Origin of the sequence: Lonepinella koalarum (assembly GCF_004565475.1) — a bacterium.
Classification (GTDB): Bacteria; Pseudomonadota; Gammaproteobacteria; order Enterobacterales; family Pasteurellaceae; genus Lonepinella; species Lonepinella koalarum.
Window position 1 is genome coordinate 44010 of sequence record NZ_SRHX01000004.1, and the last position, 15769, is coordinate 59778.

Annotated in this window: 10 protein-coding genes, 1 pseudogene and 1 other annotated feature; of the genes and pseudogenes, 10 read left to right on the top strand and 1 reads right to left on the bottom strand. The window is 40.2% G+C overall.

The features are described 5' to 3' along the window. The first annotated feature begins 102 nt into the window (after positions 1 to 102). Positions 103 to 1317 (top strand): pyridoxal phosphate-dependent aminotransferase, encoded by a 1215-nt coding sequence (locus tag E0709_RS06395; protein WP_132301947.1) that lies wholly within the window; start codon positions 103 to 105, stop codon positions 1315 to 1317. Between the two features lie 42 nt (positions 1318 to 1359). Here the strand turns inward: E0709_RS06395 and proC are convergent, their stop codons facing one another. Beyond that, positions 1360 to 2175 carry a pyrroline-5-carboxylate reductase gene (gene proC / locus E0709_RS06400; protein ID WP_132301949.1) on the bottom strand — a complete coding sequence of 272 codons (816 nt, stop codon included), beginning with the start codon at positions 2173 to 2175 and terminating at the stop codon, positions 1360 to 1362. 349 nt (positions 2176 to 2524) lie between these two features. On the opposite strand from proC, the gene rdgC reads away from it, so the two are divergent. From rdgC to E0709_RS06445, 9 genes and pseudogenes are all read left to right on the top strand, one after another. Next, positions 2525 to 3433, top strand: coding sequence for a recombination-associated protein RdgC (gene rdgC / locus E0709_RS06405; RefSeq protein WP_132301951.1), 909 nt, complete (start codon positions 2525 to 2527; stop codon positions 3431 to 3433). Between the two features lie 57 nt (positions 3434 to 3490). Then, entirely contained in the window at positions 3491 to 4747 is a 1257-nt protein-coding gene (locus E0709_RS06410; protein WP_132301953.1) for an aromatic amino acid transporter, read from the top strand. Between the two features lie 5 nt (positions 4748 to 4752). Next, complete coding sequence (locus tag E0709_RS06415; RefSeq protein WP_132301955.1) at positions 4753 to 5529, top strand: class I SAM-dependent methyltransferase; 777 nt, start codon at positions 4753 to 4755, stop codon at positions 5527 to 5529. Next, positions 5526 to 6215: an NAD-dependent epimerase/dehydratase family protein gene (locus E0709_RS06420; RefSeq protein WP_132301957.1), complete on the top strand. Its 690-nt coding sequence runs from the start codon at positions 5526 to 5528 to the stop codon at positions 6213 to 6215. Before E0709_RS06415 ends, E0709_RS06420 begins: the two co-directional genes overlap by 4 nt. 137 nt (positions 6216 to 6352) lie before the next feature. After that, positions 6353 to 6480: a sequence feature (His leader region), on the top strand. Between the two features lie 23 nt (positions 6481 to 6503). After that, a complete protein-coding gene (hisG, locus tag E0709_RS06425) occupies positions 6504 to 7403 on the top strand; it encodes an ATP phosphoribosyltransferase (protein WP_132301959.1) in 900 nt (299 codons plus the stop codon). A gap of 14 nt (positions 7404 to 7417) precedes the next feature. Further along, positions 7418 to 8713 (top strand): histidinol dehydrogenase, encoded by a 1296-nt coding sequence (hisD, locus tag E0709_RS06430; protein ID WP_132302207.1) that lies wholly within the window; start codon positions 7418 to 7420, stop codon positions 8711 to 8713. A gap of 76 nt (positions 8714 to 8789) precedes the next feature. Continuing rightward, positions 8790 to 9227 (top strand): annotated as a pseudogene (locus tag E0709_RS06435) (virulence RhuM family protein); the annotation flags it as partial. 50 nt (positions 9228 to 9277) lie between these two features. Beyond that, complete coding sequence (gene hisC, locus E0709_RS06440; protein ID WP_132301963.1) at positions 9278 to 10330, top strand: histidinol-phosphate transaminase; 1053 nt, start codon at positions 9278 to 9280, stop codon at positions 10328 to 10330. 161 nt (positions 10331 to 10491) lie between these two features. Beyond that, positions 10492 to 15744, top strand: coding sequence for a RecQ family ATP-dependent DNA helicase (locus E0709_RS06445; protein ID WP_132301965.1), 5253 nt, complete (start codon positions 10492 to 10494; stop codon positions 15742 to 15744). The last annotated feature ends 25 nt before the right edge of the window (positions 15745 to 15769 follow it).

Here is a 15769-nt window from a genome sequence, read left to right on the forward strand (position 1 = left end):
CCGCAAATAAAAAATTTTTTTTAGTAAATCTTTTTTTCTGTTAAAAATCGGGGTAAAGTGCGATTAGTTTTTTGTTATTTTTCAGCAAGCCAAGGACATATTATGGAATTCTTTCCTAAATCAGATAAATTGGAACATGTCTGCTATGATATTCGCGGACCGGTTCATCAAGAAGCTCTTCGTTTAGAAGAAGAAGGCAATAAAATTCTAAAACTCAATATTGGTAACCCGGCCCCTTTCGGTTTTGAAGCGCCTGATGAAGTATTAGTGGATATTTTACGCAATCTTCCATCCGCCCAAGGTTATTGTGATTCCAAAGGAATTTACTCCGCCCGTAAAGCTATTGTGCAATATTATCAATCAAAACATATTTTAGGGGCAACGGTGAATGATGTGTATATCGGTAACGGTGTTTCTGAACTGATTACCATGTCATTACAAGCCTTATTAAATGATGGTGATGAAGTCTTGATTCCAATGCCGGATTATCCATTATGGACAGCTTCCGCTACCCTTGCTGGCGGTAAACCGGTACATTATATTTGTGATGAATCTTCCGATTGGTTCCCAGATTTGGACGATATTAAAAGTAAAATTACTGCTCGCACTAAAGCCATTGTCATCATCAACCCAAACAACCCAACGGGAGCCGTGTATAGCAAAGAAGTGTTGGAGCAAATCGTGGAAGTCGCTCGTCAACACGGCTTAATCATTTTCGCCGATGAAATTTACGACAAAATTTTATATGATAATGCAGTTCATCATCACATTGCTGCCCTTGCTCCTGATTTATTAACCATCACCTTTAACGGCTTATCTAAAGCCTATCGAGTGGCGGGTTTCCGTCAAGGTTGGATGATTTTAAATGGTCCGAAACATCATGCTAAAGGTTACATTGAAGGCTTAGATATGCTGGCTTCTATGCGTTTATGTGCCAATCATCCCATGCAACATGCAATCCAAACTGCACTTGGTGGTTATCAAAGCATTAATGAATATATTTTACCGGGCGGACGTTTATTAGAACAACGTAACCGCGCTTATGAATTAATTACCCAAATTCCGGGCGTCAGTTGTGTCAAACCGAACGGTGCCATGTATATGTTCCCGAAAATCGACATCAAAAAATTCAATATTTATGATGATGAGAAAATGGTATTAGATTTATTGCGCCAAGAAAAAGTATTATTAGTACATGGACGTGGCTTTAACTGGCATGCACCAGACCATTTCCGCATTGTGACACTTCCTCATGTTTCTACCTTAGAAGATGCACTAAATAAATTCGCACGTTTTTTGGAAAATTATCGGCAATAACTGACTTTTCGCTCCCCTTTTTTTAGGGGAGCGAGCGTTATTCTAAAACAACTTCTCCATCTCTTTTGACCGCTCAACACAAGCCAACATTGCCTGTTCCACAATCTGTGCTAACTGTTTCTCATTAAACACATTTAACGCTGCCGCCGTTGTTCCACCTTTTGATGTCACATTTTGTCTTAAAGTAGCTAATTCAACCGTTGGATTTTCTACCACCATTTTCGCTGCCCCTAAAGCCGATTGTTGTACCAATAAACGGGCTTGTTGCACAGTTAATCCCATATTTAATAAGCTCTGCTGCATGGCTTCCATAAACAAGAAAAAATAGGCTGGGCTGGAACCTGAGGCCGCAGTTACGGTATGCATATCGCTTTCATTTTCCACCCAACAAGTTTGTCCTACCGCTTGTAATAGGCTTTCAGCAAATTGTTTATATTCCATTGAAACATTCGCCCGAGCAAATAAGCCAGACATCCCCGTAGAAACTAATGCGGGTGTATTTGGCATGACTCGTACAATGTTATCCGCATGGAATAAAAGTGCGGTGATTTTTTCCACTGAAATGGCTGCCATAATAGAAATCACTAATTTTTCAGAAAAATCCACCGCACTTAATGCGGAGCAAACGTCACTTGCCACTTGAGGTTTAACCGCTAATACCATGACATCGCTCTTTTCTACTGTGGTTTGGTTATCGGTCGAAAATAACACTTTTTTTTCTGTAAATAACGATCGTTTATCTTCATTAGGATCACATACGGTAATCAAGTTGGCTGGGTAGCCTGTTTTTAATAAACCAAACACTATCGCTTGTGCCATATTGCCACCACCGATAAAACAAATAGATTTTTGTTGCATTATTTCTCCTTTTTTTCTTCAATTGTGTTAGGAAGATTATACGCAAGTTTAGGGAAAATTGAATAAAATTTACGCCCAATCTTCCTTTCTACTTTACTACGTTCTTTATTTCTCAAATTTAATACCAAAATCATCCCTTTTCTTCGAATTTTATTGCAAATCTTTACCTAATATAAGGCAATATCAGATAAAAATACGACTGAATTACCCCTTTCCCTTTATTACATAAAATAAAAAACGATGTTTTTTTATCGAATTACCATTACGCTTTCTCTTTCTTAGTGTAATCCCCTATTCATTGCAAAATTATGCTAAAATCAGGCAAATTTTTATTAATTAAGGATAATTTATGTACTGGTTTAAAAATACGATTATTTACCGTTTAACAAAAGAATTAGATTGGTCTGATGCCGTATTGCAGAACAATTTAGCTCAAAATGAATACCATCCGTGTTCCCAATCTGATCTAAGCAAATTCGGCTGGGCAAAGCCCTTGCGAGATGCCGATTTACTCTATTTTTTTAACGGTAAACAGCTTCTATTAGTGGCCCATAAAGAAGATAAAATTTTGCCGAATCATGTGATTAAACAAGAGTTAGACGAACGTATTCGCCAGTTGGAAGAAAAAGAAAATCGCAAACTGAAAAAGACGGAAAAACAGGCATTGAAAGATGATGTGGTAGCGATGTTGTTGCCCCGCGCTTTTAGTAAACATCAGCAAACAGCAATTTGGATTAACACCGAAACCAATTTGATTTATGTGAATGCCGCCTCTTATAAACGTGCTGAAGATGTATTGGCATTGTTGCGTAAATCGTTGGGATCGTTACCTGTGGTGCCGTTAGCTTTTGCCAATGAACCCTCTATCGTGATGACCGATTGGTTGGTGAAACAAAAAATACCGTCTTTTTTCACCGCACTTGAAGAAGGAGAATTAAAAGCCGCAGATAATCAGGGCATTATTCGTTATAAAAATCAGCCGCTGGAAAGTGAAGAAATGCTCTCTCATTTGCAAAGTGGCAAATTTGTCACCAAATTATTGTTAGACTGGGAAGATCATTTGAGCTTTGTATTAAACGATGACGGCACGCTTAAACGCTTAAAATTCGCCGATAATATCCGTGAGAAAAATGATGATATTCTGCAAGAAGATGTCGCTCAACGCTTTGATGCAGATTTTATTTTGATGACTGGCGAATTAGCAAAATTAACTGAACATTTACTCGATGAATTTGGTGGCGAAAAACAACGGTTGTAATTATTTTATTGTACTACTATAATAGTGCAACTTTAAAATAACCCAAGGAATTATCTCATGACAACACAAAAACAACCGTCTTTACTCGGCGGCATTATGATTATTGCGGGTGGCACGATCGGGGCAGGCATGTTAGCCAACCCGATTTCCACTGCTGGTGTTTGGTTTACTGGCTCATTGCTGATTTTGCTTTATACTTGGTTTTGTATGACTTCATCAGGTTTAATGTTATTAGAAGCCAATTTACACTACCCTACTGGATCGAGTTTTAATACCATTGTCAAAGACTTGCTCGGCAATGGTTGGAACGTTCTCAATGGTGTATCCCTTGCTTTTGTGATGTACATTTTAACCTATGCCTACATTACCTCAGGTGGTGGTATTACCGAAGGCTTTATTAATCAGCTGTTAAGCAGCGAACAAAGTGCGGTGGAAATTGGACGAACTGCGGGATCGTTAATCTTTGCTGTGGTATTAGCTTTGTTTGTCTGGTTCTCCACCAAAGCCGTGGATCGCTTTAGTACGGTATTAATCGCAGGTATGGCGATTGCCTTTTTCCTGTCTGTCGCCAGTTTAATTTCCTCTGCCAAAGCGGAAATTCTCTTAGACCAACTAGCCCCAGCAGATACCGCTTATTTACCTTACGCTATGGTGGCGTTACCCGTGTGTTTAGTGTCCTTTGGCTTTCACCAGAATGTGCCAAGTTTGGTGAAATACTATGATCGCAACGCTGCCAAAGTGGTGAAGTCCGTGGTATTAGGCACGGCAACGGCATTAGTTATTTATGTGTTGTGGCAATATGCGGTGCAAGGCAATTTACCTCGCAGTGAATTTGCTCCCGTGATCGAAAAAGGTGGCGACATTGCGGCGTTATTGGATGCTCTCGGCAATAATGTGCAAACCGATTACATTGCCTTAGCATTGCGTTTCTTCGCTTATATGGCGATTGCCAGCTCCTTTTTGGGGGTGACCTTAGGCTTATTTGACTATATCGCGGATTTATTTAAATTTGATGATAGCGGACTCGGTCGAGCCAAAACGGCGTTAGTGGTGTTCCTACCGCCATTATTATTAAGCCTGCAATTCCCTTATGGCTTTGTGATCGCTATCGGTTATGCGGGTTTAGCCGCCACCGTATGGGCAGGAATTGTGCCAGCTTTATTAGCCAAAGCCAGCCGTGAGCGATTTGGTCAAAGTAAATACACCGCATTCGGTGGTAACTTTATGATTTACTTTATTTTCCTGTTTGCGATTTTAAATATCATGGCTCAACTCGGTATGCAATTTGGCTGGATTGCGGATTTTAAAGGCTAACCGTTATGCAAACCTCCGTTTATGATAAAGAAAACTTTTTTGAGCTTTATCAAAAAATTCGTGCCAATCCAATCAGTTTAAACAACATTGTGGAGAAACCCACAATGTTGTCTTTATTACCTGATTTAACAGGCAAAAAACTGCTGGATCTCGGTTGTGGGATGGGCGAACATTTGGCGTTATATTTAGCTCGTAAAGCAGATTTTGTGGTTGGCATAGATCTGTCTTTGGCAATGTTACAACAGGCAGAAAAAAATCTTGCCGATTTTACACCGCACTTTTCTGAACCCCATTTTGCTAAGTCACGCTTTGCCTTGCATCAACTTTCCATGGAAAACTTAGCCGATCTTAAAGAAACCAATTTTGATGTGATTACCAGTTCCTTTGCTTTTCATTATGTGCAAGATTTTCGCCAACTATTAAGCCAAATTTATCGCAAATTAAAGCCCAATGGTAGACTTATTTTTTCCCAAGAACACCCCATTGTCACCGCTTACCAAGGAGGTGAACGCTGGGAGAAAAATAAACAAAAACAACAAGTTGCCTATCGGTTAAATTATTATCGAGATGAAGGGGAGCGAGATCGCAGTTGGTTTAAGCAACCCTTTAAAACCTATCACCGCACCACGGCGACCATTATTAACAACCTGATTCAAGCTGGCTTTCAAATTGAACAAATGGCAGAACCCATGTTAGCGGATCAGCCTGAATGGCAAGCCGAATTTAAGGATTTACAACACCGCCCTGTGTTACTGTTCATTAAAGCGAGAAAAATAGCATGATTATCGGTCAAGGCATGATAGCAAAGGCATTTTCTGGCTATGCGGAAGATCCTAAGCATATTATTTTTGCCAGTGGTGTATCAAACTCACAAGAAAAAAACCGCACTTTATTTGGCCGCGAAAGCCAATTACTTGAGCAAACGATTTTACACCATCCCGACCAAAAATTAGTTTATTTTAGCACTTGTAGCCTCTACGATCCGTCCCTACAAAATTCGCCTTATGTGCAACATAAACAGAATATGGAACAGCAAGTGCAACGATTAGCCCAGCAATACTTAATTGTGCGTTTACCGCAAGTCGTGGGTAATGCCACTAGCCCAACTATCGTGAATTTCCTCTATCAAGCCATTATTCATCAGCAATCTTTTACCCTATGGCAAGAAAGTTATCGGAATTTAATTGATATTGATGACGTGGTCACGATTTTAAACGAAATCCTAGCCAATCCTTTGTTTACCAATCAGATCATTAATGTTGCCACGGATAAGATGATCAATGTGCAACATATTGTCATGATATTAGAAAATATCACAAAAAACACCGCACTTTATCAATCTATTCCGAAAGGATCTTATTATTCCATTGATATTGCCCCTATTCGCCCAATTTTGACGAAATTATCGCTCAATTTTGCACAAGATTACGTTCAAAAAACCATTGAAAAATATTATGCACAAAAATAAAAGCAAAAATAAATAAAAAAATGCTTGCAAGATAAAACGGATTTCAGTATTTTAAAAGGCACGCAAGAAAATCTACGTTAAGAAAACGAAGAACCTAGAAAAACATAGGAAAACACAATGAATTTCAACCGCACTTTTCATCATCACCATCACCGAACCTAATCTTTCGGGCGGATGGTGCTACTCGGAAGATAAGACTTCCGAAACAGTGCGGTGAACCAGCAATATAAACCTTTCGGAAGTCAACTTCTGAAAGGTTTTTTACTTTTATTTATAGGAAATTAAATTATGTCAGATAACAACAGATTACGCATTGCATTACAAAAAAAAGGGCGTTTAAGCACGGACTGTAACGAGTTGCTTAAACAATGTGGGGTAAAAATCAACTGGAACGAACAACGTTTGATTGCCTATTCGGAAAATATGCCGATCGATATTCTACGGGTACGTGATGACGATATTCCCGGCTTGGTGTTTGACGGTGTAGTAGATCTCGGCATTATTGGCGAAAATGTGTTGGAAGAAGAAGAACTTGGTCGCCAGAATGCAGGAGAAGTCGTAGAATATAAAAAATTGCGTCAATTGGATTTTGGTGGCTGCCGTTTATCTTTAGCCATTGATCGAGATCGCCCTTATCATGGCGTGCAAGATTTCCAAAACCAGCGTATTGCCACGTCTTACCCAAACTTGCTTCGCCGTTATATGAACGAAAAACAGGTAGCGTATAAAAACTGTTTTTTAAATGGTTCAGTGGAAGTCGCCCCGACTGCCAATTTAGCCAATGCCATTTGTGATTTGGTGTCATCAGGGGCAACCTTGGAAGCCAATGGTTTAAAAGAAGTGGAAGTGATTTACAAATCCAAAGCCTGTTTAATTCAGCGTGCAGATCCGTTGTCGGCGGAAAAACAAGCCTTGGTGGACAAATTGCTCACTCGCATTCAGGGCGTACAACAGGCGGCGGAAAGCAAATATATTATGTTGCACGCTCCGAAAGACAAGTTAGAAGAAGTGATTGCCTTGTTGCCGGGGGTAGAAAATCCAACCATTTTGCCATTGGCTCATGATGAAGCCAAAGTCGCCATGCACATGGTGAGCCAAGAAAATCTGTTTTGGGAAACCATGGAACAATTAAAAGATATTGGGGCAAGCTCGGTATTAGTGTTGCCAATTGAAAAAATGTTGGCTTAGGGAGAAATAAAATGATGCAAACCCTTATTTGGAAAGATTTATCAGAAAATGAGAAAAAACAGGCATTGACTCGTCCTGCGATTAGTTCCTCTGCCAATATCCAGCAGGCGGTTAATGAGATTCGTGAAAACGTATTGACAAACGGTGACAAAGCATTATTTGAGTTAAGTGAGAAATTCGATAAAGTGAAATTGCAAAGTCTTGTTGTGTCGCAAACCGAAATTCAAGCAGCAAGTGAGCGTTTATCAGTGGAACTTAAGCAGGCTATTCAAAACGCCAAAGCCAATATTGAAAAATTCCATCAAGCACAAATTCCCCAACCCGTGGATATTGAAACGCAAGCAGGCGTGCGTTGTCAGGTGGTGACACGCCCAATTAATCGAGTGGGTTTATATATTCCAGGAGGATCTGCTCCGTTATTTTCTACCGTATTAATGCTTGCCATTCCTGCCAAAATCGCCGGTTGTAAAAAAATCGTGCTGTGTTCGCCACCGCCGATTGCTGATGCGATTTTATATGCGGCGGATCTTTGTGGAGTGGAAACGATTTATGCAGTGGGTGGCGCACAAGCTATTGTGGCAATGGCATTTGGTACGGAAAGTGTCGCCAAAGTCGATAAAATTTTCGGACCGGGCAACAGTTTCGTTACTGAAGCCAAACGCCAAGTGAGCCAAACTGTCAACGGTGCGGCGATCGATATGCAGGCAGGACCGTCGGAAGTATTGGTATTGGCGGATGAACAGGCTGATCCTGAATTTGTGGCAAGCGATTTACTTTCTCAGGCAGAACACGGTGCGGACAGCCAAGTAATTTTAGTCACTAACAGCGAAACGCTGGCAGAATATACGCTACTCGCCATTGAACGTCAATTAAACCAATTACCAAGAGCCGACACCGCCCGTAAAGCGTTAAACCATAGTCGCACCTTTATTGCGGAAGATATTGCCCAAGCGGTCGCCATTAGCAATGAATATGCCCCCGAGCATTTAGTGGTGCAAGTGGAAAATGCCCGTGATTTATTGCCACAATTAGATAATGCAGGATCGATTTTCTTAGGTGCTTATTCTCCCGAAAGCATGGGCGACTACGCCAGTGGCACCAACCATGTTTTACCGACCTATGGCTATACCAAAACCACATCAAGTTTGGGACTGGCTGATTTTAGCAAACGTATGACTGTACAAGAACTCACCCCACAAGGCTTTAAAGATCTCGCTTATACAGTAGAACTCATGGCACAAGCAGAGCAGCTGGAAGCTCATAAACAGGCGGTGAGCATAAGGTTGGCAAAATTGAAAAAACAAAAATAAATTTTCCATATACAGTATTTTTCAGTTTATTTAAATGATATAAACACAGTATCTATAAATTTAACAAGGAAAAATTATGCAAAACCCGATTGAAATATACCAAACCAAAGACGGACAAACTCAAGTTGAAGTACAATTTGAGCAGGATACAGTGTGGCTATCGCAGGTACAGATGGCTAAAGTATTTGATACCACATCAGAAAATATTGTGATGCATTTGAAAAATATTTTTTCTGAACAGGAAGTTGATGAATTTTCAACCACTAAGGATTTCTTAGTAGTTCGCCAAGAAGGTCAACGTCAAGTTAAACGCCAGATAAAACACTATAACTTAGATGCCATTATCTCTGTTGGCTATCGAGTAAAATCCATATCAGCAACACAATTTCGTATTTGGGCAACTCAACGCCTAAAAGACTATCTCGTCAAAGGCTATGCCATTAACCAAAAACGCTTACAGCAAAATGCTAATGAGCTAGAACAAGCCATTGCGTTGATTCAAAAAACCGCTCATTAGACTCATTATGCACATGCTGAAAAAAGAAAATTAAACAGGAACAAACCATGACAATTTCACCACTTTCCCGAAAAAATGTACAGGCACTTACCCCCTATCAATCCGCTCGTCGTTTGGGGGGCAAGGGCGATATATGGCTGAATGCCAATGAATACCCGACTTCACCAAACTTTGATTTATTGCACCGCACTTTTAACCGCTATCCCGAACCACAACCAGAAGCCGTGATTAATGGTTATGCGAATTATGCTGGTGTGAAACCTGAAAATGTGATTGTCACCCGTGGCGGTGATGAAAGTATTGAGCTGATTATTCGGGCATTTTGTGAACCAGACGACCATGTTTTACATTGCCCACCGACCTATGGCATGTATTCTGTGAGTGCAGAAACTTGTGGCATTGCGTTAAAAACTGTTCCTTTAACCGCCGATTTTCAACTGAATTTAGCCGAAATTGAGCGAAATCTTGATAGGGTAAAAGTCGTGTTTGTATGTAGTCCGAACAACCCGACAGGTACATTAGTTAACCGTGTGGATTTACTCAAATTGCTCGACATCACCAGAAATAAAGCCATTGTGGTGGTGGATGAAGCCTATATTGAGTTTTGTCCACAAGCCAGCCTTGTGAATGAATTAGCCAATTATCCGCATTTAGCCATTATCCGCACGCTCTCCAAAGCCTTTGCGTTGGCAGGATTACGTTGTGGTTTTACCCTTGCCAATGCGGAATTAATCGGCATATTGCAAAAAGTGATCGCCCCCTATCCATTGCCTGTGCCAGTATCGGATATTGCTGCTCAAGCCTTGCAACCACAAGGTATTACACAAATGCAAGAACGGGTTAATGATGTGCTAAACAATCGTGCGTGGTTAATTGAACAATTAAGCAAAATCCCAACCGTGGTACAAATTTTTGAAACAGAAGCAAATTATGTATTAGTGAAATTCCAAGACAGTGAAAAAATCTTTAAAACTCTCTGGGAACAAGGCATTATTTTGCGTGATCAACATAAAGCATTGGGATTGCAGAATTGTATTCGGATTACTATTGGCACAAGAAATGAACTAGAACAAACCGTGAAAGCGATTAAATTAGTCTAACTGTTTATAGTTGATTTTGATTAGGGCTTGTGGAAGATTAGGTTTGATCTTCTACGCCTAATTTTCGACCATTTTCTCTATACAATTAAAATTTGTATTGTCCGTTTTACAAGCCCATGCTATTTTATTCAATATATTATCTGAATATTTCTTTTTATATCATGGCAATATCAATTCCAGCAATTCTTATTATCGATCTTGAAGTGAATCCAAAAACCGAGACTGTTTTTAAATTAGGGGCATACCGCCCCGATTTGGATAAATCTTATCAAAGTGAAAATTTACGGAATAATCAGGATTTTAAAGCAGCTCTCGAGGAAATTAGACAGGAAGGTTTGGTTAGTGGTGCAAAATGGCTGATGGGACATAATATTATTGAACACGACCTTAAATTTTTACCTCCCGATCTTGAATGGCTTAAATTGCCAGTAATAGATACATTACGCTTATCTCCATTAGCATTTCCGCAGAATCCCTATCATCGTCTAATCAAAAACCATAAGATTATCGTGTCCGAAATCAACTCACCGTTAGCAGACTGCAAAGCCTGTTGGACACTATTTCAAGATCAATGTAAAGCTTTTACGGTTCTTGCCAAGAACTCTCCGCAGGAAATGGAAATTTACCAGCATTTATTCGGCACAATCCCAATTATTAGCCATGATGTCATTTCCCTACCTGAACCGCCCCAACTGACTCACCATCAGGCGGTATATGCTGTTCGTCATATTTTACGGGAAAAAGATGTTGCTGCAGATAGTAAAGAACATTTTAAAGTCTGTCGCACCAGAATGATTGAGTTGTTAAAAACGGATCTGAACAATCCTGACCTACATATTCCTGTGGCTTATGCCTTATCTTGGCTAACTGTTTCGGGCGGTACATCCGTACTAGCTCCTTGGGTTCGCTATCAATTTCCAGCAACAGCTCGATTACTTGATGAATTACGTAATCATGATTGCCAAAACCCGAATTGTGAATATTGTGCAGGCACACTAAATCCAACCGAACAGCTAAAACGTTATTTCGGGCAAGGCGGAAAAATCAAATCATTTCGTGATGTAAAAGGCATTGACGGAGGACAAGAAGCTATTGTACGTGCGGGCATGAAAGGCGAACATACCTTAGCCATATTGCCTACAGGTGGCGGTAAATCGCTGTGTTTTCAACTTCCTGCATTAAACCGTTACTATCGTAACGGTGGTTTGACGATTATAGTGTCGCCACTGCAATCCTTAATGAAAGATCAGGTGGATAATTTAATTCGTCGCGGTATCTTAGGTGTAGCAGCATTAAACGGAATGTTAGAAATTACCGAACGTGCGGATGTACTGGATAAAGTCGTATTGGGCGACATCGGACTTTTATTTATCGCCCCCGAACAATTTCGCAACAAAAGTTTTGTCAATGCCATCAAACACCGTCAAATTAACGGGTGGGTATTTGATGAAGCCCACTGTCTGTCTAAATGGGGACATGATTTCCGCCCTGACTATTTATATGCGGTTACGTTTATCCAAAAATATCATCAAGAAAACCGCAGTCAAATCGCACCGATCAGCTGTTTTACCGCAACGGCAAAACCCGATGTGCTGAATGATATTATTACTTATTTCCGTCATATTCTCAGTATCGAATTTAAACAATTTATCGGTGATAACGAACGAACCAACCTTTCATACGAAGTATTGGATACCCCGAATAGCAGTAAAAATCAACGCATACACGAGTTATTACAGCGAGAACTTGGACATCAGGAAGGCGGTGCTGTGGTATTTGTCGCACGACGCAAAAGTGCGGAACAATACGCCACATTTCTTCAACGGCAAGGCTGGACCTGTGAGTATTTCCATGCTGGTTTGCAGAAAAACACCAAATCCGACATTCAAGATCGTTTCATTAAAGGCGAGTTACGCATTATTGTCGCTACCAATGCTTTTGGAATGGGGGTGGACAAAACGGATATTCGTTTGGTTATTCATGCCGAAATCACGGGTTCGCTGGAAAATTATCTACAGGAAGCGGGGCGTGCAGGGCGAGATCAGCTTGAAGCGAAATGCGTGTTATTATTCAACCGTCAAGATGTGGATGCTCAATTCAGTTTAAACCATAATTCTCAAATCGAACTTAAAGACTTAAAACTGATTTGGAAAAAATTGGGTTATCTACATACCAAAACCAAGAAAAAAGACGATTCAATCGTCGTCACCACGGGAGAAATTTTACACGATACCGACAATTATATGAGTTTCGACAGCGATGATAGCCAAGCCGATACTAAAGTTAAAACCGCTTTAGCTTGGTTAGAGCGGGCTGATTTAGTCGAACGCAGTGAAAACCACACGCGTATATTTCCTGTGCGTTCTGGACATCTGGATTTAACACAGGCTATTGCAAAGATTGAGAACGCAAAACTACCCAAATACAAAAGAGAATTGTACCGCACTATTACCGAAATTATTTTTGAATCCCCTAAGGACGCACCTCTCAGCACCGATGAATTGAGCAAAGCCCTTGCCTGCGGTTTTGAAGAACTGCGTAGTTATCTCAAAGTGCTGGAAGAATTGGGGATCTTGGTTAATGATACCCGAATGACGATCAATCTGCGTACAGATACCCACAAACCTGCCGAAAAACGTCTGAATCAAATTATTGCATGGGAAGAAAAATTATGGACACTACTGGAAGAAAAACTGCCTCATGCAATGGAAGGTGAGTGGCAAAACATCGCATTAAGTGCTGTCTGTCAGGAAATTAATGGTAACAGTGATGAAGACAATAACAAACAGCAAATTATTCCAACTGATGTTAAATTGTTATTACAATCCCTAGCTTATGATAAAGCCATTAGAAAAGAAGAATGCCATAACGGAAGTTTCGAACTCTGCGATTTGGGCAACGATATGCTTCGCATACGTTTCAAGGATCGTTCCGCTACTTGGGAAAATTTACAAAGTAATGCTGAGTTACGCCGAAAATTATGCCAGCATATTCTGAGCTACTTGATTTCACAAATAGGCGGCTTACGTAGCAAAGATGCCATTGTCGAAACCAGTTTCGGTAAATTGAAAGAAGAGGCAGAACAAAATTCTGATCTTTTTAACGGCATAGGATTATCACAATATGATCTTTTGATAAAACAGGCTTTACTGTTTATGCACAAACAAGATGTCATCAAACTGAATCACGGTATGACCATTCTACGCCATGCAATGACGATTAAAGTAAACCAAACTGCACTGAATGCCAATCCACCTCGCCAATATGTCCGTGATGATTACCAATTACTACAAGATTTTTATAGCGAAAAAATATTCCAAGTCCACGTTATGCAGGAATATGCCGTAAAAGCATTGGAAAATATGAGTCAGGCTTGGAAATTAGTGCGTGATTATTTCACTGAAAAAGAATCTGAATTCAAGAATAAATGGTTTAGAGGACGATTTACCGAACTAGAAGAAACCGTATCAAGTGATACCCGAAAAGAAATTATTGATAACCTAAATCCACAGCAACGAGCGATTGTGGCGGATAAAAGCGAACAAAACCGCTTAGTTTTAGCCGGTCCCGGTGCAGGAAAAACCCGTGTTATCGTACACCGCACGGCTTATTTACTTAGGGTGAGACATGTTGATCCAAAGTCAATTATTGTTCTAGCATTTAATCGCTTGGCTGCACGGGAAATCAAACGCCGTTTGGCAAATTTAGTCGGTAATATTGCTTTCTCTGTCACGGTACTTACCTATGACGGAATGGCGATGCGTTTGCTGGGCATACGTTACAACGACCGTGATAAATCAGAGTGTCGCGAAGAAAGCGATATTTTTAAACAATGGTGCGAACAAGCGACTAAAATGCTGACCAATGGTCTTTCGGTGGGAGCAGAAGATGACAACGATCGAGATCGTATTCTGGCAGGTTTCCAATATATTTTAGTTGATGAATATCAGGACATCAGCGAACACCATTACAACTTGGTATCTGCATTGGCGGGGCGGCAGGCGGATGATTCGGCAAAACTGACCATTCTGGCAGTAGGTGACGATGATCAAAATATTTATGCTTTCAACGGCAGCAGTAATGAATACATCAGACGTTTTCAACAGGATTATAGTGTTACGGAGCCAGATTACCTAACTTATAACTACCGCAGCACCCAAAATATTATTAACGCAGCCAACAGCGTTATTCAAGATGTGCCAGAACGGTTAAAAAACACCCATCAGATTGAAATTAATCCCGAGCGAAATAATGAGTTGAAAGGCGGAATATGGGAATCTATCGATTCCAAACGATTGGGTAGGGTTGCGGTGATTACTGTATCAGAAGAAGGAGATCTCCACCAAAAGAATAATCGACAAACACAAGCCGTCATTAATGAGATCATCCGTTTGAAGCAACTTGGTGTAACAGAATATGCGGATTTTGCCGTACTTGCACATAATAACAACACGTTGAAACCAATGCAGGCTTGGTGTGAATTGGAAAACATTCCTTATTTTCTAGCCAAAGAGAATAAAAATAAAATCCGATTAAACAGAAAACGTGAATTTGTAAAATTACGCGAAGCATTAAACGGAAAAGAGTATCTGACATCGCAGGAATTTATAACGTTGATTCTAGATCAACAGGTAAGCGACAGATGGAAGCAGTATTTTGCAAGAATAATTGAAGATTTCAAGCTGGAATACCCTGTTTCTGCCATGAAAGATAACAGTGAGATAAAACATAATACCCAAACCCTGCTGAATTGGCTGTATGATTATACGGGAGATAGCAGCGAAACAGGCATTAACGGTATTTTCCTAGGCACTGTCCATTCAGCAAAAGGATTGGAATTCAAACATGTCTTTGTATTGGACGGTCATTGGCAGCAAGATAAAAAAGAAGATTTATCCGCTGCACAACGCCTTTATTATGTAGCAATGACTCGTGCAATTGAAACATTAACCTTGCTACAACACACTTCCGATCACCCATGGATTACCAAATTACCGATCGATACGGTAAAAAAGAAACAGGCATTTCAGTTACGTAGCGATCTTAATACGGCGTATCGCATTTTATCCCTGAGTGAATTGGATATGGATTTTGTCGTACGGAGTCCTGTGTATGCTAATATAAAATCTCGTTTACAGATTATTCGCAAGCTAAGTACTGGAGAAGAACTTCAATTTAAAAAGAATGAGCGTGGCGGTTATGATTTTTACGCCTATGGCGAGATTGTCGCCCGTACCTCTAAAAAGGCAGACTCTTCCTTGCCTGTCCTGCCAGAGAATACAAAGGTCATTATCTCAGACTTTTATGTCCGTTATTGGGAAGATATGGAAGAACAATACCATAAATACTATCCGCCGGAACTAAAAGACCAAAAATGGACGGTTGTGATTCCACAGCTGATTATCTCTGAATAACAAACTAAAAAATCAAGTAAGCAAA